This is a genomic window from Devosia sp. BK (assembly GCF_032907385.1).
Taxonomy (GTDB): domain Bacteria; phylum Pseudomonadota; class Alphaproteobacteria; order Rhizobiales; family Devosiaceae; genus Devosia.
In genome coordinates, this window is sequence record NZ_JAIMBX010000002.1 from 683,453 (window position 1) to 704,801 (window position 21,349).

Below are 21,349 nucleotides of genomic sequence, written 5' to 3' on the forward strand. Positions count from 1 at the left end.
TTTGAGGAATTTCATCGGTTTAGTGGAACCAAATCAATTTTTGTTCATTTTTTGATCGCCTGTCTTTCGCCCCAATCGACCCTTAGCGAGGCGCTGTTCACGCATTTTTAAGGCGTGGAACAAGGCCGCCAGAAGGCGGAAACGAGAGCCGTTTGGGTATGCGTGATTCGCATGCCCGCCATGCAACAACTTTCCCACCTTGGCGGCGTTGCCGGAAATTGATGGAAAGCAAAGAACAACAAGCGTCACAAATGCTCACCGCTCATTCCCATCGCTTTTCCCGCCGCGCTTTTCTGACCAGCGCCGCGGCGACACTTGCCCTGCTTTCCACGACGTCGCTCACCGGCGCGGCGATGGCGCTCGAACCCGTTTCGGGCCAGTTCGACTTCGACAGTTTTTCCGCGCGCATGCGCGACCTTGCCGGACGGCCCTATCAGAGCCCCGAGCTGATCGATTCCGAGGCCTATACCGGCCTCAACTACGACGGCTACCGCCGGGTGCAGTTCAACACCAAGAAGGCGCGCTGGCTCGGCGATGATCACGGCTTCCAGATCCAGGCGTTCCCGCCCGGCTGGCTCTTCAAGGAAAAGGTCTCGGTCTACGAGATCACCGACGGGGATTCCCATCCCTTCGCCTTCAACTCGGACGATTTCATCTATCATTTCGATGACAAGGCCGAGCGCGAGAAGATGGAGACCGCCGAGTTTCCAGGGATCGCCGGCTTTCGCATCAACTATCCGCTCAACCGTCCGGATGTGGCCGACGAACTCGTCGCGTTTCTGGGCGCGAGCTATTTCCGCGCGCTTGGCCGCGGCAATATCTACGGCTCGAGCGCGCGTGGCCTCCTGATCAATTCCTGGCGCGATGGCCCGGAAGAATTCCCGCGCTTCAGCGAATTCTATATCGAGCGCCCAAGCGAGAAGGGCCCGCTGACGGTCTATGCGGCGCTTGAAAGCCAGAGCGTCACCGGCGCTTATCGGTTCGTCATCCATCCCGCCGGCGAAAGCCAGCAGGAAACCATCATGGACGTGACGGCGCGGCTCTATTTCCGCACCGATATCGCCGAAATGGGCATTGCCCCGCTCACCTCGATGTTCCTCTTTGCCGAAACCAACCGGCATGAATTCGACGATTTCCGGCCGCAGGTGCATGATTGTTCTGGTCTCGTCATCGAGCCCGAAGCGGGCCTGCCGCAATGGCGCCAGCTCAACAACAACGAGCAGCTTGGCAATTCCTACTTCTGGGACGCCAATATCCGCGCCTTTGGCCTTTATCAGCGCAATCGCGAATTCGAATCCTACCAGGATGCGGGCGCCCATTATGAACGCCGCCCCTCGATGCGTGTCGAGCCGACAGGCAATTGGGGGCAGGGCCAGGTTCGTCTCATCGAAATTCCGGCCAAGTCGGAAACCGATGACAATATTGGCGCGTTCTGGATTCCCAACGAGCCCCCGAAGGCAGGCGAAGCCCGTGAATATGGCTATCGGTTGATCTGGGGCGATCTGATGCCGCGCGACGATGATGCTCTTGCCCATGTGGTCGAGACGCGCATCGGGCAGGGCGGTGTCTCCGGTGTCGAAAATGCCGCAAGCCTGAGAAAATTCGTCATCGATTTCGATGGCGGCAGGCTCGCCGAACTTTCGCCCGATACGGTCTTTGAAGTCGAGGCGACAGCATCGGCCGGCGAGATCGTGGGATCGACCTTTTCTCAGATCGAAGCCAATGGCCTCTGGCGGTTGGTGCTCGATGTCGAGACCGAGGGGCAGAGCCTAATTGAATTGCGAGCCAGCATTGGATCGGGCGGAGAACCGCTGACCGAAGCCTGGCTTTACCAATGGCGTGGAGTACCCGCATGAAGCATCAGAATTTCCAGCCCCTAGACGGCTTGCCGAATGCACCCTTGTCCATGCCAAAGCAGGCGCTTGAGCGTCCTGCCGCATTTGGATCGTTTTGGCGTGCTTTCCTGTTCGTATGGCAGCGTGGCTAGGACAGTGAACGTATGAGCAATCGGCACACGATGGGGCAGGCTGAGTGGCTAAGGCTACTTACGCTGAGCTTTGCCGCGGCCGTGAGCTTGACCGCCGGCACGGTCTTTCTCGACTTGATCGGGGGCAACCGCCCGGTTTTCCTCGATTGGGTGAGGACAACCCTTCTGGTCCTCACCGGCTTTTGGCTCGTTTGGGGCGGCACGATCGGCCTACTGGGCGCGCTGTCGCCGGCGCCGAAACCGCGGCGCGATGTCGGCCGGCCCGAGGGCAAGACGGCCGTGCTGATCCCGGTCTACAACGAAGATCCGGTCGAAACCTTTGCGCGCATCGCGGCGATGAACCGCCAGATCGTGGCGCGCGGCTTTGGCCCACAGTTTCACTTCGTCATTCTTTCCGATTCGACCTCGCTTGAGGTGGCAGCGGAAGAAGCGAGCGAATTCGAGCGCCTGATCGTCGAGCCCGAGGCCGCTGGCCGCATCTTTTATCGCCGCCGCGACCGCAATGTCGGGCGCAAGGCCGGCAATATCGAGGATTTCGTTGCCCGCTCGGGTGGCGCCTATGACTATGCCATCATCCTTGATGCCGACAGCCTGATGGAAGCCGACACCATGGTGGCCATGGTGCGGCGCATGGATACCGATCCGGAAATGGGTCTGCTACAGACCGTGCCGGTCGTGATCGCGGCGCGTACGGTCTTTGGCCGCATGATGGCGTATTCCTCGGCCTATTTCTCACGCTATTTCGCGCGTGGCTCCGCCATGCTGCAGGGCGAACATGGTCCCTATTGGGGGCACAATGCCATCGTGCGCGTGCGGGCCTTTGCGTCCTGCTGCGGCCTGCCCGTGCTTTCCGGCAAGCCACCTTATGGCGGCCATATCCTTAGCCACGACTATGTCGAGGCAGCCCTGCTTGCCCGTGGTGGCTGGAAGGTCGAGGTCGACCCTGAACTCGGCGGCTCCTATGAGCAGGGTCCGGAAAACCTCATCGAATACGCCAAGCGCGATCGCCGCTGGTGCCAGGGCAACCTGCAGCATCGTCGCCTGATTGCGGCGCCCGGTCTTAAATTCTGGAGCCGGTTCACTTTCGTCCAGGGCATAATGGCCTATTTGGCCTCGCCGCTCTGGCTGCTGCTGCTGATCGCCAGCATTGCGGCCAGCATCTTGCCCGACAGTGGCGGTGACCGCTGGGGCGCGACGCCGTGGCTCATCGGTATCGGTGTTCTGACCACGCTGCTCCTGCCCAAATTCGCCATTGCCCTGCGCGGCGCCATTGACGGCACCAATGCGCGGTTTGGCGGCTGGGCCATTATTCCTTCGGTTTTAAGCGAGATTGTCATTTCGACCGTCATCGCTCCGGTGCTGCTCGCTTTCCAGAGCCGCGCCGTTTTCCAAATTCTGTTCGGGTTCGACGGTGGCTGGCCGGCGACCGAACGGGATGCCAAGGCTGTGTCGATGAAAACAGCCTTTGCTGCCAGTTGGTGGATCGTCGTGACGGCGTTGGCAACGCTCGTCTTCATGGCGCTCTTCGCTCTGGCCTATCTGCCCTGGCTTCTGCCCGTGGCAGCCCCGGCGCTCGCCGCGCCGCTCGTCATCTGGGCGAGCTCGCGCGGTGGCGATGCGCCGGTCAGTTCCTGGCTCTTCAGCGTGCCCAGCGAGCGGGCACCAAGCGCGATTATCCGCGAAGCGGACTTGATTCTTGCCGGCTGGCGTGCGACCGCCCCGGTAAAGACATCGGGTCTTGCCGAAGTGGGTATCCATGCTCCAGCCTAGGCCTTCCTTCTGGGGGGCAATTCCATTCATGCGATCGATCATGGCGGGGCCGGCTCCGTTGCCGCCCGGCGCGCGCGACGAACGGCTCGACATGTTCCGCGGCCTCGCGCTGGTGATGATCTTCATCAACCACGTGCCGGGCACGGTCTTCGAATATTTCACCAATCGCAATTTTGGCTTTTCCGACGCGGCTGAAGCCTTTGTCTTCATGTCGGGCGTCGCGGCAGGGCTGGCCTATTCGGGCTCAATCCTCAAGAAGGCGCCGCTTTGGCTCTCGGTCGCCCGGCCCTGGGCACGGGCGCGCCAGCTCTATTTCGTGCACCTGACATTGACGTTCATCTTCCTCGGCACATTTGCCGGGGCGGCGCACTATTTCGGGCTCTACGAACTGCTCGAAACCAATAATCTCAAAGCACTGGCGCGCGATCCGCTGCCAACGCTGATCGGCATTCCGCTGCTGACGCACCAGTTCGGCTATCTCAATATCCTGCCGCTCTATCTGACGCTGCTGCTGTTCACGCCGTTCCTCATCATGGCGGCGTTGAAAAAGCCCTATTGGGTGCTCGCCGGCTCGGTCTTGGTCTGGGCCATCGCCGGTCAGTTCCGGCTCAATTTCCCGAACTATCCCAATTCCGGCGGCTGGTTCTTCAATCCGCTCTCCTGGCAGTTGATCTTTGTCATCGGGCTCATCGCAGGGATCGGCATGAAGACCTCGCGGCGGTTTTTCCCGGTCAATCCGCAGGCCTTCCTCCTCGCGCTGGGCTTCCTGATCCTCACCATTTTCTGGATGAAGGTGAGGCCGGTCGGCGCCATGGGCAATGGTTTCCTGACCTTCCTCTGGAAGTCGGGCTTTCCGTTCTACATCCACTCCTTCGACAAGACCTTCCTGTCGCTTCCGCGGCTGCTGCACGCCCTGTGTCTGTTCTATGTTCTCGCCTCGATCCCGGCCATGCAGACGATTGCGGCTTCGCGCTGGGTCTCGCCGCTCCGGGTCATGGGGCGACAGGGGCTTGCAGTATTCTCGACCGGCACGGCGCTGAGCCTCTTTTTCCAGGCCGTTAAGGCCGGGACGCCGGCGAGCACGCTGACCGACGCGCTGATCCTGATTGTGGGCCTCGGCATTCAGGTGGGGCTGGCTTACGCCCTGACCGGCACGGTTAAGATGCGGGCGGGCGAAGCGCGGGCCAAGGCTGTGCCAGTGGGGCCGGTTGCGCCCTAAACACTCCGCCAATGCGGCTGCGGTTCGGCAAGCGTCTGCAAGTCGGTGATAGGCGCGCCGTCGATGCGGCGGAGGAGGAGGCGGGTCAACTCGCCGCCGGCGCCAAAAATGTCCTCGCGTATGCTGTCCATCTGCGGAAAGAGCGTCGGCAGAATGCCGGAGGTTTGCTTGTAGATGAGGCTCACTTCCCGCCCAAGCACGACGCCGCCCTCGGTGAGTCCGCCCACAAGCGCGATGGTGCGCATTTCGCTGTCGGAGATGATGCCGTCTGGCCGGTCGGGCGCGGCGGCCAGTTTTAAGCCCACCTGGCGCATCTCCGCGGGAGGCAGTTTGGCCGTTCCTTCCAATACGCGCGCCTCGACGCCGGCGCGGGCGGCGTTTTTCCGAAAACTCGTGACGATATTTTGGTAATTGGTGGTGCTGTCATCGCCAATGACCAGCATGATGTCCTTGCGACCGAGGTCTACGAGCCGCCTGACGGCAAGCGCCGCAAATTCCTCGGACTTGAAATCGTGATAGGCGTGCGGCGTGTAAAACTCGGTGCGCCCATGGCTGACGAAGGGGAAGTCGGCATCGATCATCATCTGCACGCGCGGATCGCGCGGGCCGGTATGGGTGATGATGACACCATCAGCGGTGCGGTTGGAGAGGATGTAGCCGATCGTATCGGTGGTGGGGTGCTGCTCGAATTCGGGGATGACCGTCAGGTGATAGCGCGTGCCGCGAATGGCGTGGCCAATGCCCTGAATCATCGAGCGCGCAAAATCGATGGAGTCTTCGGCGCCATCGAGAACCAGCGCGATGACATTGGTCTTGCCGGTGCGCAGGCGTACCCCGGCACGGTCCGGCACATAGCCGAGCGAGCGCGCGGCCTCGTTGACCTTGTCGCGGGTCTCTTGCTTGAGCGTCGTACCGCCCCGCAAGGAGAGCGAGACGGTCGAGAGGCTCAGCCCCGTCATTTCGGCAATGGTTTTCAGCGTCACGCGCTGATTGCCGTTACTGGCTTTGGTCACTGTCGTCTTGGCTGTTCATGAAATATCTGGACCGCGAGTCTACACATGGCCGCACGGCCAATCCAATGCGAATTTTTTGTAACGTTCTATTGGCCGAACGGTTCGATGAAAACGATACAGCTCGGATCGAGCCGCTGATATCATTAGATAAAAAATCGGATAGGTCAGCAGGGATGACAAATAGCACGAGGCCATTGCAACGTTGCAGAGGTTGTGATTACCTCGGGCGGTGCTGGATATGGAGGTCCGGTGCAAAGCCGCGGTGCAAAGCGCGGCCAAAGAGCAGAGGAGGAGTTAATGCTCAAAACCGGTTTCCTGTCGACCGTTGCCGCCCTAACGCTGATGGCCGCGTCGACGCTGCCTGCGCGGGCTGAAATATCATTCATGTATGCCGATTGGATCGCCGCCTTGGTCGAGCCCGGCATTGCCAATTTCGAAAAAGAGACCGGTGAAAAGGTCAATGCCATCAAGCTGCCGGGCCAGGGCTATGATCAGCGCATCGCGCTCGATCTCAGCGCCGGCACTGCCGCCGATGTCGCCTTGATGGATTCGTTCATGGTGTCCGAACTGGCGTCCGCCGGTTATCTCGAGCCGCTTGGCGAACACCTCAAGGGCTGGGACCAGTCGCAATATTATCTGCCGGGCCTCCTGGAAGTCGCTTCCTATCAGGGCGAAGTCTACGCGCTGCCGACCGACACCGACGTGCGCATGCTCTGGTACGATCTGTCCAATTTCGAAAAGGCCGGCATCCCGACCCCATGGGAGCCCAAGAACTGGCAGGACATTCTTGATGCCGCGCAAAAGCTCAAGGATGCGGGCGTCCAGTATCCGTTCCAGCTTCCGGCCGGCACCAAGCAGGGCGAAGCGTCGACCATGCAGGGCGTCTATATGGCCCTCCTCGGTGCCGACGTGCCAGAGGGCGATCGCAATCGCCTCCTCAACCGCGAAACCAATCAGTGGATCGGTGACAGCCCGGCCCTGCGCCGCACGTTCGAGCTTTATTCCAAGGTTTATTCCGAAGATCAGCTCAACCCGGCTGATCTGAACTACGCCACCGATATCGGCGCAGCCGTTCGCGCAGCTCTCGCTGCCGACCAGCTCGGTATCCTCGCCTCCGGCTCCTGGGAAGATGCATGCCTTTGGGACTGCAACAACCCGCCGACCCGCGAAGTCCGCGATGCGGAAGTAGCCTGGACGCCATGGCCGGGTTCGGGTGAGCCGGGCACCAAGGCGACGACCAATATTTCGGGCGGCTGGACCATTGGCGTCAACGCCAAGGCTTCGGACAAGGAACTGGCTTTCAAGCTGATCACCTCGATCTTCGACGAAGCCAATTTCAAGGCCTGGACCCTTGAAACGCACCGCATGGCAGTCCGTACCGACATCTCGGATTCGCCCGAATATATGGCTGATCCGTTCCTTGCCAAGGCAACGGCTCTTGCCGCCGATACGACTGGCCGCGACACGGTTCCGGGCTATCAGACAGTATCGGCCCTGATCCAGCAGGCGACTTCGGATCTGCTCGATGGTGTGTCGGTCGATGAGGTCATCGAGACCTATCACAACGCTCTCGTCGACGAGTTCGGCGAAGAGAACGTCATCACCTACGAATAAAGAGTCCTCCCGACGCGGCGGCGCCCACTCGTCCTCCGGGTGCCGCCGTGACGGGAGTTTTATTCTCGATTGTCGCCCTCTTGGGGCTGACGCGGGATGCGTGGCCGATCTTCTGCCAGTGAGAAAAAATCCATGAAAAATCAGGTCAATCCTTGGCTCACCGGCAATCTCTATTTGCTTGTTATCGGCATGTTGCCAGCCATCGTCCTGATTGGTGCGCTGCTCTATTTCACCGCCTGGGCCTTTGCCTTTTCGTTCACCGATCTCGCACTGGTCGGGCGGAAGAGCGTTGAGTGGAGCTGGGTGGGGCTCGAGAATTTCGAGCGGCTGTTTACGCGCCGCGGTTTTCTTGAATCGCTCTGGACCACGGTTATCTTCGTGTTCTTCTCGGCCATTGTCGGCCAGTCGGTCCTGGGTTTCCTGCTCGCGGCGACGCTGCGCGGCACGCAATCGACGCTGCGCACGGTGGTCGAAGTGTGCATCATGCTCGGCTGGCTCTTGCCCGATATCGTCGCTGCATTCCTTTGGTCGGCAACGACGAGCCAGACGGGTCTGATCAACCAATTGATCGTCGTGCCGCTTGGCTTTCCGCCGATCAACTTCATCAACAATTATGCCCTACCGGTCGTGACCATCGCCAACATCTGGAAGGGTACGGCCTGGTCCTATCTGTTGTTTTCCGCAGCCCTCGACTCGGTAAGCCGTGAGGTGGTCGAGGCGGCCAAGGTCGATGGCGCGACGCCGCTGCAGCGCATTTGGCTTGTGCAATTGCCGATCATCCGGCCGCATATCGCGACCAATATGCTCTTCATCACCATCTGGACCTTCACCTATTTCCCGCTGATCTTCGCAATGACCGGCGGCGGGCCGGGGCGGCAGACGGAAACGCTCGCCGTGTTCCTCTATAATCAGAGCTTTTCGCGCGGCAATCTGGGCTTTGGCTCGGCGATTTCGGTCGCCATGCTGCTGATCGTTGGTTTCCTGTCGCTCTTCTATCTCCGTCTTCTGCGGGAGCCCAAATAATGGACAATACCGGCCCCTCGCGCCTGACCGCCATTGCGCTGACCTTCATGGCGGTGATCTGGGTCAGCCCCTTTTCCTGGCTGATCCTCAACGCCTTCAATCCGCTCTCGACCGGCCAGCTTGAAATCCCGCGGGCATTTGGCTTTGACAATTTTGGGCTCGCTGTCAGCGGCAATGCCGGGCGGCAGTTCCTCAATTCCTTCATCATCGCGGCGGGCACGGCGACGCTATCGGTCGTGGTTGGCATTTCGGCGGCCTATCCGCTGTCGCGCCTGCGCATTCCGGGGCGCAACGCCTTCCTCTGGACGCTCGTCCTCTTGCGCATGCTGCCATCGGCCGGCGTGCTGGTGCCGCTTTATTTTGCAGCGCAGCGCTCGGGCCTCCTCAATCAGCTCGGCGTCATCATCGCGCTGACCATTCTCAATTTGCCTTTCACGCTGCTGCTGTTGAAAAATTTCTTCGACACCGTGCCGATCGAGCTTGAGGAAGCCGCCTATGTGGAAGGCGCTACCCTTCTTCAGATTGTCACGAAAATCGTGTTGCCAATGTCGCGCGCGGGCATTGCGGTGGTCTGGTTCTTCAGCTTCACGGGAGCCTGGAACGAGTTCCTGCTGCCGCTGATCTTTGCGCGCGTGCAGGATGCCTTCCCGATGTCGGTGGGGCTTTACGCAGCGTTCGGCCAGCAGGGCGCCATCAACTATGGCTTCCTCACGGCCTTTTCCATTCTCTATGCGGCGCCTGCCATCGCCGTCTATTTCTTGTTGCGGCGGAACATGAACACAGGGTTCGCCGGTGTCGGAGTCAAAGGATGACCTATTCCAATCCACAATCCACCAAGCTCGGTCTTCTCGATGACGACCTCAAGATGGAAGGAAAGCTCCTCCGCCTCTGCAAGGACCTTGAAACAAAGATCCGCACGCCGCTCGCCAATGTGCCGTTCCAGTGGCACGTGCAGCGCGCCGACGGGTTTACAGCGGCAGAGGCGCTGAAGGCGGATTGGCGGACTTGGGAAAAGTTCGGCAGCCATTCTGTCTGGGCCAAGCATCAGGAACACACGTGGTTCGCCGCTGAAATTACCGTGCCGGCAGAAGCGAAGGGCAAGGTTTTTGTCGCCCATTTCACCAGCCAATGGCAGGACCGACCCGGTTCGACAGACCCGCAATGTCTCGCCTATCTCGACGGCAAGATCGCGCAGGCGCTGGACGGCAATCACACTGAACTCGTCATTGAGCGCAATGCCAAGCCAGGCAACAAGCACGTCATTCTGGTCAATGCCTTTACGTTCTTTGACCGGCCGCTTGTTGGGTTCGAAGTGGATTTCTTGGTGCGCAATGAGCGCGCGGAAAAACTCTATTATGACCTGCAGACCCCGCTCGATGTGGCGGTGCGCCTCTATCAGAACGATCCGCGGCGGCAGGCGATTCTGAACATCGTCGATCGCGCCCTGCGCGCACTTGATCGACGCGATGGGCATACGCCGGAATTCGAAGCGACCCTGCCGGCGGCCGAAAAGATCGCCAAGGAGATCTACGATCTGGTCGACACCGAAGTGCAGCCGCAAATCACAGCGGTGGGCTCGACCCATCTCGACGTCGGTTGGCTCTGGCGCGTGATGCATACGCGCGACAAGACCGGGCGCAGCTTTGCCACGGTGCTCAACCTGATGGAGGAGTATCCGCAGTTCGTCTTCATGTATAACCAGTCGGTGCTCTTCGACTTCCTGAAAAAGGACTATCCCGAAATCTGGGAGCGCATGCTCAAGAAGGTCAAATCCGGGCAGTTCGAGATCGAAGGCGCCATGTGGGTGGAGCCGGACGTCAACATCGCTTCCGGTGAATCGCTGGTCCGCCAGATCATGCGCGGGCGTCGCTTCCATATTGAAAACTTCAAGGTGACGCCGAAGACCGTCTGGCTGCCGGACACGTTCGGCTATTCGGCTAACCTGCCGCAGATCATGGAGAAATCCGGGCTCGAATATTTCGTGACGTCGAAGCTCTCTTGGAACGACACGGATCGGCATCCCTATGACACGTTCTTCTGGCGCGGCATCGACGGGACCGTCACGAAAGCGCAGCTGATCACCGCGCAAAGGTATGACAGCGAACAGATTTTTACGACGTACAATGGCGATCTCTCTGTTTCCGAGACCATGGGCGCATGGAAGCGCTATGAGCCCAAGGCGGCTTATGATCAGGTCGTCATGTCTTATGGTTATGGCGATGGCGGCGGGGGACCGACGCGCGCCATGATCGAGCGTGGCACGCGGCTCGAGCGTGGCATTCCCGGCGCACCCAAGGTCAAGCTTGAGGGCATCGTGCCATTCCTTGATCGCCTTGGCGCGGCGATGAATGCGAACCCCGGCAAATTCCCGACCTGGAATGGCGAGCTTTATCTGCAGTATCACCGCGGCACGCTGACCTCGGTCGCCAAGAACAAGGCCAATAACCGCAATGCCGAGCGCCGTTTGCGCGAGCTCGAATTTGTCGGCGTCATGGCGCTGACCCAGGCGGGCCATGCCTATCCTACTGAAACGCTTGCCGAATTCTGGGAGCTGGTGCTGATCAACCAGTTCCACGACATCCTGCCGGGCACATCTATTCCGGAAGTTTATGTCGATAGCGATGGCGAATATCACCAGATCTTCTCGACGCTCTCCTCGCAAAACGGGCCTTGGCATGCGGCGGCCCAGGCCTTTGCCAAGCCCGGCAAGGATCAGCTTCGCGTGCTCAATTTCACGAGCCAGAACCGCGCGGAACTGGTGAGCCTCGGCCAGGTTGCCGATGGCAATACGCTGGCGACGGCGAATGGCTCGGCACCGATCCAGACCATTACCCGCGCCGATGGCAGCACGGAATCCGTGGCGCCGGTGCGCAATATCGCGGCGCTCGGCTGGACCGGGGCGCAGGTCGTCGCAGGCCCGTTGGTGATGACCTCAAGCGTTTCGGTCTCCGAAAAGCACCTTGAGAATGAGCTGATCCGCGTCGACTTCGACAAATCGGGCGAGATCACCGGCATCTTCGACAAGACGCGGCAGCGCGATGTGCTGGCGCCGGGCAAGACGGCCAATCGTCTGATTGCCTATGAAGACAAGCCCATGGAATGGGACGCCTGGGATATTGACCGCTATTTCGAAGAGCAATTCTGGCCGCTGGCCGATAGCCCGACGAAGATTTCGGTCGTCGAAACCGGTCCGCACCGCGCGGCGATCCGGGTTGAACGAAAGTACCAGAAGTCATTGATCGTGCAGGTGATTTCGCTTTCCGCCGGTGCGCGTCAGGTGGAGTTCGACACCTTCATCGATTGGCAGGAGCGGCAGCAGGTCATCAAGGCGCAGTTCCCGTTCGATCTCAACATTTCCGAAATCCGCTCGGAAATTCAGTTTGGCCACGTCAAGCGCCCGACCCATCGCAACACCACCTGGGACCGCGCGCGGTTTGAGGCCTCGATGCATCGTTGGGTCGATATTTCCGAGTCCGACTTTGGCGCCGCACTGATCAATGACAGCAAATACGCCTATGATTGCCACGAGCAATCGGTGCGCCTGACACTGGTGCGGGGTTCGACCTTCCCGGCGCCCGACGCTGACCTCGGCGAACATCGCATCCGCTATGCGCTCTTCATCCATGAAGGCGTGGCGGATCTGGCCCAGGTGCATCGCGCGGCCGAACGCTTCAACAACCCCCTCGCCGTGATCGGCAATCTGACGCCTTCGGCGGCGAAGGCTGGTGAACTCGCCCAGTTTAGCTTCGCTCAGGTGGACGTGGATAACGTTACCATCGAGACAGTGAAAAAGGCCGAGAAATCCGACGCCGTGGTGCTGCGCGTCTTCGAGCACGCCAATATCCGGGCCGAGGCGACCATCTCCTTCGGGGTTAAGGTCAAGAGCGTGCGCACGGTCAACCTGATGGAAGAGGGGCCGAGCAAGCCTTTGGCAATCAAGGACAATAGCGTCACCTTGAAGCTGCGCCCCTTCGAAATCACAACGCTTCTCCTGGAAGTCTAAGGAGGTTTTCATGGCCGATGTCACGCTTCGCCAAGTCCGGAAATCCTATGGGAACCTCGAGGTCGTCCATGGGGTCGATCTCGAGATCAAAAGCGGGGAATTCGTTGTCTTCGTCGGGCCTTCGGGCTGCGGGAAATCAACACTTCTGCGCATGATCGCCGGGCTCGAACCGATTACGGGCGGCGAGATTTCAATCGAGGGCCGGGTGGTCAATGACGTGCCCTCGCCCCAGCGCGGCATCGCCATGGTGTTCCAGTCTTATGCGCTTTATCCGCATATGACGGTCTATGAGAACATGGCCTTTGGCCTCAAGCTCAAGAAGACGCCGAAAGAAGAGGTGGATCAACGGGTTAGGGAAGCTGCGCGGATTTTGCAGATCGAAGCCTATCTCGATCGCATGCCCAAGGCGCTCTCTGGTGGGCAGCGGCAGCGTGTCGCCATCGGGCGGGCGATCGTGCGCAATCCGAAGGTGTTTTTGTTCGATGAGCCGCTGTCCAATCTCGACGCATCGCTGCGGGCGCAGACGCGTGTCGAGATTGCAAAACTGCACGATACGCTTGATGCGACAATGATTTACGTGACCCATGACCAAGTCGAGGCGATGACCCTCGCGGACCGGATCGTGGTGCTCAATGCAGGTAATATCGAGCAGGTCGGTTCGCCGCTCGATCTCTATCGCAACCCGGTCAACACCTTCGTGGCGGGGTTCATCGCCAGCCAGCGCATGAACTTTATCTCCGTGACGCCAGAGGGCAATCAACTGCGCCTGCCGGGTAACATTCCGTTAACATTGAGCGGCGTCGATCTCGCAAAGGTTAAAACCATCGGGGCACGGCCCGAGCATCTGACTTTGGCGAGCCCGGAAAGCGCGCATCTGAGCGGGACGCTCGCCGTGATCGAACAGTTCGGCGAATATGCGCTGGCCTATGTCGAACTGCCGGACGGGGAAATGGTGACGGTGAAACTCGACGGCGCGCCAGACCTCGAATTGCACCAGGCGATGCATATCGCACTGCCACCCGACGAGGTGCATCTGTTCGATGAACAGGGACGGGCGATTCGCGCTTAGCCGTAGCGCTCGGTGCGGATGATCTCGGCGGGCATGCCGGCTTCGACGGCGCGGTCGGCGGCGACGTTGACGAAGGCGTTGCTGCCGCAGATGAAGACATGCTTTGGCGCGGCGCCGAGCGTTTTGATCGTGTCTGTGATGATCGGGCCGTCGATGCGGCGAGCGTAGTCGCTTGGGCGACTGGGCGTTTCGCGGGTGAGGGCGAGGCGCAGGGTGAAGTTTTCCCACTCAGCTTCGATGGCGAGGAGGTCGTCGAGGAAGGGTGCTTCGGCGGCGGTGCGAGCCGAGAAGAGAAGCACCACGCGGGCGTCGGATTTTTCGGCAAAGCCGTGGCGGATCATGGCCAGCAGGGGCACGACGCCGGAGCCGCCGCCGATGAGAAGGAGCGGGCCGCCATTGGTGGGGCTCCAGACGAAGTGGCCGCCGAGTGGGCCGCGCAGTTCGATCTCGTCGCCCACCTCGGCGACATCGTGGAAGAATGGCGAGACTTCGCCATCATCGAGCCGGTCGATGGCGAGTTCGATTTCGGGAACGGTATTGGGCGCCGAGGCGATGGAATAGCTGCGCAGGGCGACATAGCCATCGGGCGCCGTGAGGCGAACATCAACATGCTGGCCGGCGCGATGGGCGAAAGGCTCGGGCGGCAGAAAGAAGAAGCTCGAGAGCGTCTTTGTCCGTGCAACGATGCGCGTGATCCTCGCCTCTTGCCAGCGGATCTCGCGATTGATCGTATCAATCATCGGTATAGCGCTGCTCTTTCCAGGGGTCGCCATAAATGTGGTAGCCGCGCAATTCCCAGAAGCCGGCTTCGTCGCGCTCGGTGAATTGGAGACCATTGACCCACTTGGCCGACTTCCAGAAATAAAGATGCGGCACGAGAAGGCGGGCGGGGCCGCCATGGTCGCGCTCTAGCGGCTTGCCACCATATTTCAGGGCCACCATCGCCTTGCCGGTGAGGAGATCGGCGGCGGGGACATTGGTCGAATAGCCATCATAGGAATGGGCGAGCAAAAACTTGGTCGGCGGCTCGATAAAGGCGTCGGCAAGAAGATCGTCGATGAGGACGCCTTCCCAGGTGGTATCGAGCATCGACCATGTAGTGACGCAGTGGATATCCCGCACCATTTTGGTCATGGGGAGCGCGTTGAATTCGGCCCAGGTCCAGGTTTTGACCGGGCGCGGGCCGACCTTGAGGGTGAATTTCCAGCTTTCGGTCGCGATATGGGGCGTCGGGCCGGCGGTGAGTACGGGGAAATAATCGACGAGGTGCTGGCCGGGCGGGACGCGATCCTTTTGCTCGGGTTCGCGGGGGCGTCCGGTAAAGCCGCGTGTCGCCATGGTCGTTTCCTCCGGCGTGAAGCTGGACGGCAGTAGAAACCAGCGCGGCGTTTCAGGCAATCCGCGCTGGCGGGGAGGCGGGTTACTTCTTTTTCATGGCGGCGCTGAGGAGCGCGCCAAACGCGCCCTGGTCGTTGGCCTTGGGCGCGGGGGCGGGGCGCTGCTGGGATGGCCGGCTGTTGGCGGGCCGCTGTTGCTGCGGACGATCCTCGCGGGCCGAGGCGCCGCCGTCGCGGCGCATGGTGAGGCCGATGCGTTTGCGGGGGACGTCGACTTCGACGACGGTGACTTTCACGACATCGCCGGCTTTGACGACCTCATGCGGGTCTTTGACGAATTTATCGGCGAGCTGGGAGACGTGGACCAACCCGTCCTGGTGGACGCCGATATCGACGAAGGCGCCAAAGGCGGCGACATTGGTGACGGTGCCTTCAAGCTGCATGCCGGGTTTCAGGTGTTTGATGTCATCGACACCTTCGGCAAAAGTTGCGGTCTTGAAGGCGGGGCGGGGATCGCGGCCGGGCTTTTCGAGTTCGCCGATGATGTCGCAAACGGTCGGCAGACCAAAGCGCTCGTCGACGAAGACGCGCGGGTCCAAGGCCTTGAGCGCTGAGGGATCGCTCATTAGGGCGCGGACATCGCGGCCGCAGGCAGCGACGATTTTGCGGGCAACGCCATAGGCTTCGGGGTGGACTGAGGAAGCATCGAGCGGCTCGGTGCCATCGGTGATGCGCAGGAACCCGGCGGCTTGCTCGAAGGTGCGCTGGCCGAGGCGGGCGACGGACAACAGTTCTTTTCGCGTCTTGAAGGGGCCGTTTGCGTCGCGATGATTGACAATGGCTTCGGCGATCGAGCCGCTGAGACCGGAGACGCGGGAGAGGAGCAGGGCCGAGGCGGTGTTGAGATCGACGCCGACGGCATTCACCGCATCTTCGACGACGCCATCGAGCGATTTGGCGAGGCGGTATTGATCGACATCGTGCTGATATTGACCGACGCCGATGCTCTTGGGTTCGATCTTGACCAGTTCGGCGAGCGGGTCCTGGAGGCGGCGGGCGATGGAGACGGCGCCGCGGAGCGAGACGTCGAGACCGGGGAATTCGGCGGCGGCAAGGGCAGAGGCGGAATAGACCGAGGCGCCGGCTTCGGAGACGATGACCTTCATCGGCTTTGGCGCGGGCATGCTTGCGAGCATGTCAGCAACGAGCTTTTCGGTTTCGCGCGAGCCGGTGCCATTGCCGATGGCGATGAGTTCGACATTGTGGGCGCGGATGAGTTTGGCGAGTTCGACCTGGGTGCCCGAAACGTCATTGCGCGGCGGGAAGGGATAGACCGTCGAAGTGGCGAGGACCTTGCCGGTGCCGTCGACGACGGCGACTTTGACGCCGGTGCGGATGCCGGGATCGAGGCCCATGGTGGCGCGGGAGCCGGCAGGGGCGGCGAGCAGCAGGTCTTTGAGATTCCGGGCGAAGACGTGAATGGCTTCTTCGTCGGCGCGTTCGCGGAGATCGCGCATCAGATCGAGCGAGAGGTGCACATAGAGTTTGGTGCGCCAAGCCCAGCCTGCCACTTCAAGGAGCCATTTGTCGCCGGGGAGGGCGCCGCCGACCTGGTAGGCGGAGGCGACCATGCGGACGGCGGGTTTGACGGCAGAGGTTTCGTCGGCATCGACTTCGATATCGACGGAGAGCACTTCCTCATTGCGGCCGCGCAGCATCGCCAGCGCCCGGTGGCTGGGGGCGGTGGCCCAGCGTTCTGTGTGGTCGAAATAATCGGAGAACTTTGCGCCGGCCTCTTCCTTGCCCTTGATCACCTTGGCCCGGATGGTGGCGCGGTCTTTCATATAGGTGCGAAGGCGGCCGACAAGATCGGCGTTTTCGGCCATCTGTTCGACCACGATGTCGCGGGCGCCGTCGAGCGCGGCTTTTACGTCGGGAACATCGTCGGTGAGATATTTGGCGGCGAGATCGGCAGGGACAAGGCGGCGGTCGCCGAGGATGGCTTCGGCCAGGGGGCCGAGTCCCCGCTCGCGGGCAATTTCCGCCTTGGTGCGGCGCTTGGGTTTGAAGGGGAGATAGATGTCCTCCAATTCGGCTTTTGTGGGCGCGGCGGCGAGGGCTTGGGCGATCTCTGGCGTGAGCTTGCCCTGCTCGGTGATGGATTTGAGGATCGCGTCGCGGCGCGTGTCGAGTTCGCGAAGGTAGCCGAGGCGTTCTTCAAGCGTGCGGAGCTGGGTGTCGTCGAGCCCGCCGGTCACTTCCTTGCGGTAGCGCGCGATGAAAGGAACGGTGGCGCCGCCATCGAGCAATTCGATCGCGGCCTTGGCCTGATCGGGCTTGGCGCCGATTTCCTGGGCGATGCGGGTGGCAAGGTTTTGGGAGGGGAGCGCCATGGGTCAGCCAAGTTGAGTCGAACTGGCGCGACCATAGTGGGGAATTTGGCGAAAACACATGCGGCGGGTGCGCGGTTGTGGAAAGCGGGGACTGCTTCGCCCTGAGACCCGGAGACCGGCAGGCCAAAGCCTACCGGATCAGAATGGCGCGGAAATCATTCACATTGGTGCCGGTCGGGCCGGTGACAAAGAGATCACCGATCGCTTCGAAGGCGCTATAGGCATCGTTGTTTGCCTGGGCGGCCAGTGGATCTATCCCTGCCGCCCGCATGCGCTGGGCTGACGTGCCGTCGACGAAGGCGCCGGCATTGTCTTCGGAGCCATCGATCCCGTCGGTATCTCCCGCCAGCGCCGTGACGCCGGCGATGCCGTCAAGCGCGATGGCGAGCGCCAGCAGGAATTCGCCATTGCGTCCGCCGCGTCCCTTGCCGCGGAGTGTGACGGTCGTCTCGCCGCCCGAGAGCAGGACGACCGGCTTGGCAAAGGGTTGATTGCGCCCCGCGATTTCCTTGGCAATCGCGGCATGGACCAGCGCCACGTCCCGGGCTTCGCCCTCGATGGAATCGGAGAGGATGGCCGCGCCGATGCCGCGCTTGCGGGCTTCTTCTGCCGCTGCGGTGAGCGACAGGGCCGCCGAGGCGATGGTCACCACCGAATTGCCGACAAAACGCGGGTCGTCCGAACGCGGGGCTGGGTTGTCGTCGCCTGCGAGAACCGCTTGCACCGCTTCTGGCAGGACCAGCCGATAGAGATCGGCGAATTTGCGCGCTTCGGCCCGTGTGCCGGCCAATGAAATGGTTGGCCCGGACGCGACGAGGGCCGGATCGTCTCCCGGTACGTCGGAGACGACGAGCGTGGCGACACGCGCTGGCGCGGCCAATGCCGCGAGCCGGCCGCCCTTGATGGTCGAAAACTGATTGCGGATGAGGTTCATCACCCCGATCGGGGCGCCGGATGCGAGGAGCGCGCGGTTGACCGCCTGCTCGTCTTCGAGCGTCAGGCCATCGGCCGGTGCCGGGAGCAGGGCGGAGCCGCCGCCCGAAATCAGCGCGACGACGAGATCGTCCGCGGATAATCCCGAGACCAGATCCTTTAGCCGCTGGGCGGCGGCAAAGCCTGCGGCGTCCGGAACGGGGTGGGCGGCTTCGACGATTTCGATGCGCTGGCAGGCTTCGGCATAGCCATAGCGCGTGACGACGAGACCCGCGTGGATCTCGTGCGGCCAAGCCTGTTCAAAAGCGCGCGCCATCTGGGCCGAAGCCTTGCCGGCGCCGATGACAATTGTCCGCCCCTTCGGCGCCTCGGGCAAATGCCGCTCGACGGCCAGCGCGGGCTGGGCACGATCTACGGCAAGCTCGAACAGCGATTGCAGGATTTCGCGATCCATTTGGTCCTCCGGCCGTTTTCCCCGCGCCTTTGTGACGGGGGCATCCGTCCTTGTCCAGCCTTGCCAGCCTGTCAAAAGGTGGACACATAGAGGCAGTACCGGCAGGCGCAGGGAGTTTTATGTGACCGAACGATTCGCCATTTACTATGCGCCGTCCGCCAATAGCCCCCTTTGGGACCGGGCCTCGGCCTGGCTTGGGCGCGATCCGCTGACCAATGAACTGTTCGAGGGCGCGATTGCCGGGATCGAGCGCAATCGGCTGCTCAATCTCACCCAATCGGCCAATCGCTACGCCTTCCACGCCACCATCAAGCCGCCCATGGCGCTGGCCGATGGCGCGACGGTGGATGATCTTCGCGCAAGCCTTGCTGACTTTGCCAAGCGCCAATCGCCCTTTTCGATCGGCAAACTGACCGTTGCCTCGCTCGATGGCTTTCTGGCGCTGATCCCGGAAGCCGAAAACGAAGCGCTCGTCGATTTTGCCGCATCGGTCGTCGAAGAATTCGAGCCGCATCGCGCGCCGCTCAGTCTGAAGGATCGCGCCGCGCGCCTCGCGCGGGGTTTGACGCCGCGTCAGGAAGAACTGCTCGACGCCTACGGCTACCCTTACGTGTTCGACGAATTCCGCTTCCACATGACGCTGACCGACCGGCTGAGCCAAGAGGACCATGCCGAAGTCATGGCGGCAGCACAGGCTTGGTTCGCGCCGGACCTTGCCGAGCCGCTGACCTTTGACCGGCTCGTGCTCTATCATGAGCCAGAGCCCGCCTCCTATTTCCGCCGCCTTGAAGATTTTCGCCTGGGAGCCTGAGCGTGTCCGAACTGGTCATCAAGAACGCGCGCCTCGTTCTCGCCGATAGCGTCGTTTCAGGCAGCATCCAGGTGCGCGATGGCGTAATCACCGATATCGCCACGGGCCGGGCGCAGCAGGGGGAGGATTTCGAGGGCGACTATCTGATCCCCGGCATTGTCGAACTCCATACCGACCATCTCGAAACCCATTATCGCCCGCGTCCCGGCGTTTTCTGGGATCCGCTTGCGGCGCTCCATGCGCATGACGTGCAGATCGCCGGTTCGGGGATTACGACGGTTTTCGATGCTGTTCGCATCGGCTCGGATGTCGACATGCCCGAAATGTTCGAGCACTCGCGTAAAATGGTCGAGGCTATTCGCCAGGGACCCGAGCAGGGCTGGCTGCGCGCCGAGCATTTTTTGCATCTGCGCTGCGAATTGCCGAGCCATGATGTCTTCGAACACTTCGAGGCTTTTGCCGATCATCCGCTGACCAAGCTCGCCTCGGTGATGGATCATACGCCCGGCCAGCGCCAGTTCCGCTCGCTCGAGGACTATAAGCGCTTCTATTCCAAGCATATGGGCCAGAGCGAAGCGCAGATGCAGGCCTATATCGATGCGCGCCAGGCCGAGCACGAGCAGCACTCGGCCAAGAACCGCACCGCGATTGTTTCGCTGGCGCAAAAGCTCGGTCTCGCGCTTGCAAGCCATGATGACGCGACCATCGCCCAGGTCGAGGAAGCCGCGGAAAACGGCATTGCCATCGCCGAATTCCCGACGACGCTTGAAGCGGCTGCTGCCGCCAAGGATGCCGGGATTGCGGTTTTGATGGGTGCGCCCAATGTCGTCCGCGGCCGCTCGCACTCGGGCAATATTTCGGCCAGCGATCTCGTCGCTGCGGGGCTGCTTGATATTCTCAGCTCCGATTATGTGCCTTTTGCGCTTTTGCAGGCCGTGTTCCTGCTGCCTCAGCGTATCGATGATATCGGCCTGCCCGAGGCCGTCGCGCTCGTGACCCGCAATCCGGCTGCGGCAGCCGGGCTTGTGGATCGTGGCGAGATCGCCATTGGCAAGCGGGCCGACCTGGTGCGAGTGTCGGGGCAGGGACGTATTCCGGCGGTGCGGGGCGTCTGGAAACAAGGGGTGCGGGTCAGTTGAGCGAACGTCCGCCTGGACTGCTGGTGCTTGTCATTGGGCCTTCGGGCGTCGGCAAGGACACGCTGATCACAGGCGCCCGCCACGCCCTCGATGCCGATAAGCGCTTCAGCTTTGTGCGGCGGCTCGTTACGCGCCCGACTGATATCGATCTCGAGGACCATCTGTCCATTGAGCCGGAGGAGTTTTTCCGCGCCCGGACCGATGGCCGCCTGGCGCTCGATTGGGAAGCGCACGGGCTCAATTATGCGCTGCCGATCAGCGTTGATACCGATCTCGCGCTCGGGCGCATCGTCGTCGCCAATGTTTCGCGCCATGTGGTGGGCAAGGCGATCGCCAAATATCCCGCCTGCCGCGTCGTCATGATCACGGCCGAAATTTCGCTCCGCGCCCATCGTCTCTCCCAGCGCGGCCGGGAAAATCGCGATCAGATCACCGCGCGCCTGGCTCGCGAAGGAGCGTCCCTGCCGGAGGGCGTCTCGCCCATCGTCATCGACAATTCGAGTTCGGTCGGCATCGGCGTAACGGCTTTTGTCATGTCGCTCAGGGCCCTTGCCGAAGAGTGAACCCTTGCGGGGCTTCTGCGT

The 21,349-nt window shown here is 61.5% G+C and carries 17 protein-coding genes; 11 read left to right on the top strand and 6 right to left on the bottom strand.

What is annotated here, in order from left to right; genetic code table 11:
* Positions 1 to 33: 33 nt before the first annotated feature.
* Positions 34 to 249 (bottom strand): hypothetical protein, encoded by a 216-nt coding sequence (locus DevBK_RS15350; RefSeq protein WP_317186071.1) that lies wholly within the window; start codon positions 247 to 249, stop codon positions 34 to 36.
* 2 nt (positions 250 to 251) lie between these two features.
* Here DevBK_RS15350 and DevBK_RS15355 point away from each other — a divergent pair, with 2 nt between their 5' ends.
* From DevBK_RS15355 to DevBK_RS15365, 3 genes are all read left to right on the top strand, one after another.
* Entirely contained in the window at positions 252 to 1,856 is a 1,605-nt protein-coding gene (locus DevBK_RS15355) for a glucan biosynthesis protein G (RefSeq protein WP_317186072.1), read from the top strand.
* Positions 1,857 to 1,999: 143 nt separating this feature from the next.
* A complete protein-coding gene (gene mdoH, locus DevBK_RS15360; RefSeq protein ID WP_200940971.1) occupies positions 2,000 to 3,757 on the top strand; it encodes a glucans biosynthesis glucosyltransferase MdoH in 1,758 nt (585 codons plus the stop codon).
* 28 nt (positions 3,758 to 3,785) lie between these two features.
* Positions 3,786 to 4,976: an OpgC domain-containing protein gene (locus tag DevBK_RS15365; protein WP_317186073.1), complete on the top strand. Its 1,191-nt coding sequence runs from the start codon at positions 3,786 to 3,788 to the stop codon at positions 4,974 to 4,976.
* On the opposite strand, the gene DevBK_RS15370 is transcribed toward DevBK_RS15365, so the two are convergent.
* Entirely contained in the window at positions 4,973 to 5,989 is a 1,017-nt protein-coding gene (locus DevBK_RS15370; protein ID WP_317186074.1) for a LacI family transcriptional regulator, read from the bottom strand. The two genes, DevBK_RS15365 and DevBK_RS15370, sit on opposite strands and share 4 nt — an antisense overlap.
* Before the next feature lie 297 nt (positions 5,990 to 6,286).
* Between DevBK_RS15370 and DevBK_RS15375 the strand changes: the two genes are divergently transcribed.
* From DevBK_RS15375 to DevBK_RS15395, 5 genes are all read left to right on the top strand, one after another.
* Complete coding sequence (locus tag DevBK_RS15375; protein WP_061911654.1) at positions 6,287 to 7,603, top strand: extracellular solute-binding protein; 1,317 nt, start codon at positions 6,287 to 6,289, stop codon at positions 7,601 to 7,603.
* 132 nt (positions 7,604 to 7,735) lie between these two features.
* On the top strand, positions 7,736 to 8,626 hold the full coding sequence (locus DevBK_RS15380; RefSeq protein WP_317186075.1) for a sugar ABC transporter permease: 891 nt from the start codon (positions 7,736 to 7,738) through the stop codon (positions 8,624 to 8,626).
* The gene (locus tag DevBK_RS15385) at positions 8,626 to 9,438 is read left to right on the top strand and encodes a carbohydrate ABC transporter permease (protein WP_061911656.1); all 813 of its coding nucleotides are present in this window, start codon (positions 8,626 to 8,628) and stop codon (positions 9,436 to 9,438) included. The genes DevBK_RS15380 and DevBK_RS15385 overlap by 1 nt, the downstream gene beginning before the upstream one ends.
* On the top strand, positions 9,435 to 12,629 hold the full coding sequence (locus DevBK_RS15390) for an alpha-mannosidase (RefSeq protein ID WP_317186076.1): 3,195 nt from the start codon (positions 9,435 to 9,437) through the stop codon (positions 12,627 to 12,629). The genes DevBK_RS15385 and DevBK_RS15390 overlap by 4 nt, the downstream gene beginning before the upstream one ends.
* Positions 12,630 to 12,639: 10 nt before the next feature.
* Positions 12,640 to 13,698 (top strand): ABC transporter ATP-binding protein, encoded by a 1,059-nt coding sequence (locus DevBK_RS15395; RefSeq protein WP_061911658.1) that lies wholly within the window; start codon positions 12,640 to 12,642, stop codon positions 13,696 to 13,698.
* Here the strand turns inward: DevBK_RS15395 and DevBK_RS15400 are convergent.
* The 4 genes from DevBK_RS15400 to DevBK_RS15415 form a co-directional block, all read right to left on the bottom strand.
* The gene (locus tag DevBK_RS15400) at positions 13,695 to 14,438 is read right to left on the bottom strand and encodes an FAD-binding oxidoreductase (protein WP_061911659.1); all 744 of its coding nucleotides are present in this window, start codon (positions 14,436 to 14,438) and stop codon (positions 13,695 to 13,697) included. The genes DevBK_RS15395 and DevBK_RS15400 overlap by 4 nt on opposite strands.
* On the bottom strand, positions 14,431 to 15,036 hold the full coding sequence (locus DevBK_RS15405) for a sulfite oxidase-like oxidoreductase (protein WP_061911789.1): 606 nt from the start codon (positions 15,034 to 15,036) through the stop codon (positions 14,431 to 14,433). The genes DevBK_RS15400 and DevBK_RS15405 overlap by 8 nt, the downstream gene beginning before the upstream one ends.
* 82 nt (positions 15,037 to 15,118) lie before the next feature.
* A complete protein-coding gene (locus DevBK_RS15410; protein WP_317186077.1) occupies positions 15,119 to 17,428 on the bottom strand; it encodes a Tex family protein in 2,310 nt (769 codons plus the stop codon).
* Between the two features lie 130 nt (positions 17,429 to 17,558).
* Positions 17,559 to 18,815, bottom strand: coding sequence for a glycerate kinase (locus DevBK_RS15415; protein WP_317186078.1), 1,257 nt, complete (start codon positions 18,813 to 18,815; stop codon positions 17,559 to 17,561).
* A 121-nt stretch (positions 18,816 to 18,936) separates the two neighbouring features.
* Here DevBK_RS15415 and DevBK_RS15420 point away from each other — a divergent pair, with 121 nt between their 5' ends.
* Genes DevBK_RS15420 through phnN form a run of 3 tightly spaced genes read left to right on the top strand, consistent with a single transcriptional unit; the run spans position 18,937 to position 21,328 of the window.
* The gene (locus tag DevBK_RS15420; protein ID WP_061911662.1) at positions 18,937 to 19,626 is read left to right on the top strand and encodes a DUF1045 domain-containing protein; all 690 of its coding nucleotides are present in this window, start codon (positions 18,937 to 18,939) and stop codon (positions 19,624 to 19,626) included.
* Positions 19,627 to 19,628: 2 nt separating this feature from the next.
* A complete protein-coding gene (locus DevBK_RS15425) occupies positions 19,629 to 20,765 on the top strand; it encodes an alpha-D-ribose 1-methylphosphonate 5-triphosphate diphosphatase (RefSeq protein WP_317186079.1) in 1,137 nt (378 codons plus the stop codon).
* Positions 20,762 to 21,328 carry a phosphonate metabolism protein/1,5-bisphosphokinase (PRPP-forming) PhnN gene (gene phnN / locus DevBK_RS15430; RefSeq protein ID WP_317186080.1) on the top strand — a complete coding sequence of 189 codons (567 nt, stop codon included), beginning with the start codon at positions 20,762 to 20,764 and terminating at the stop codon, positions 21,326 to 21,328. The genes DevBK_RS15425 and phnN overlap by 4 nt, the downstream gene beginning before the upstream one ends.
* Positions 21,329 to 21,349 lie beyond the last annotated feature (21 nt).

What these genes read in the sequence shown, in the direction of transcription:
- DevBK_RS15390 (WP_317186076.1), top strand. Translation starts at nt 9,435, where the DNA reads ATGACCTATTCCAATCCACAATCCACCAAGCTCGGTCTTCTCGATGAC.
- DevBK_RS15385 (WP_061911656.1), top strand. Translation starts at nt 8,626, where the DNA reads ATGGACAATACCGGCCCCTCGCGCCTGACCGCCATTGCGCTGACCTTC.
- DevBK_RS15400 (WP_061911659.1), bottom strand. Translation starts at nt 14,438, where the DNA reads ATGATTGATACGATCAATCGCGAGATCCGCTGGCAAGAGGCGAGGATC.
- DevBK_RS15375 (WP_061911654.1), top strand. Translation starts at nt 6,287, where the DNA reads ATGCTCAAAACCGGTTTCCTGTCGACCGTTGCCGCCCTAACGCTGATG.
- DevBK_RS15380 (WP_317186075.1), top strand. Translation starts at nt 7,736, where the DNA reads ATGAAAAATCAGGTCAATCCTTGGCTCACCGGCAATCTCTATTTGCTT.
- DevBK_RS15355 (WP_317186072.1), top strand. Translation starts at nt 252, where the DNA reads ATGCTCACCGCTCATTCCCATCGCTTTTCCCGCCGCGCTTTTCTGACC.
- DevBK_RS15395 (WP_061911658.1), top strand. Translation starts at nt 12,640, where the DNA reads ATGGCCGATGTCACGCTTCGCCAAGTCCGGAAATCCTATGGGAACCTC.
- DevBK_RS15365 (WP_317186073.1), top strand. Translation starts at nt 3,786, where the DNA reads ATGCGATCGATCATGGCGGGGCCGGCTCCGTTGCCGCCCGGCGCGCGC.
- DevBK_RS15415 (WP_317186078.1), bottom strand. Translation starts at nt 18,815, where the DNA reads ATGGATCGCGAAATCCTGCAATCGCTGTTCGAGCTTGCCGTAGATCGT.
- DevBK_RS15410 (WP_317186077.1), bottom strand. Translation starts at nt 17,428, where the DNA reads ATGGCGCTCCCCTCCCAAAACCTTGCCACCCGCATCGCCCAGGAAATC.
- mdoH (WP_200940971.1), top strand. Translation starts at nt 2,000, where the DNA reads ATGAGCAATCGGCACACGATGGGGCAGGCTGAGTGGCTAAGGCTACTT.
- DevBK_RS15405 (WP_061911789.1), bottom strand. Translation starts at nt 15,036, where the DNA reads ATGGCGACACGCGGCTTTACCGGACGCCCCCGCGAACCCGAGCAAAAG.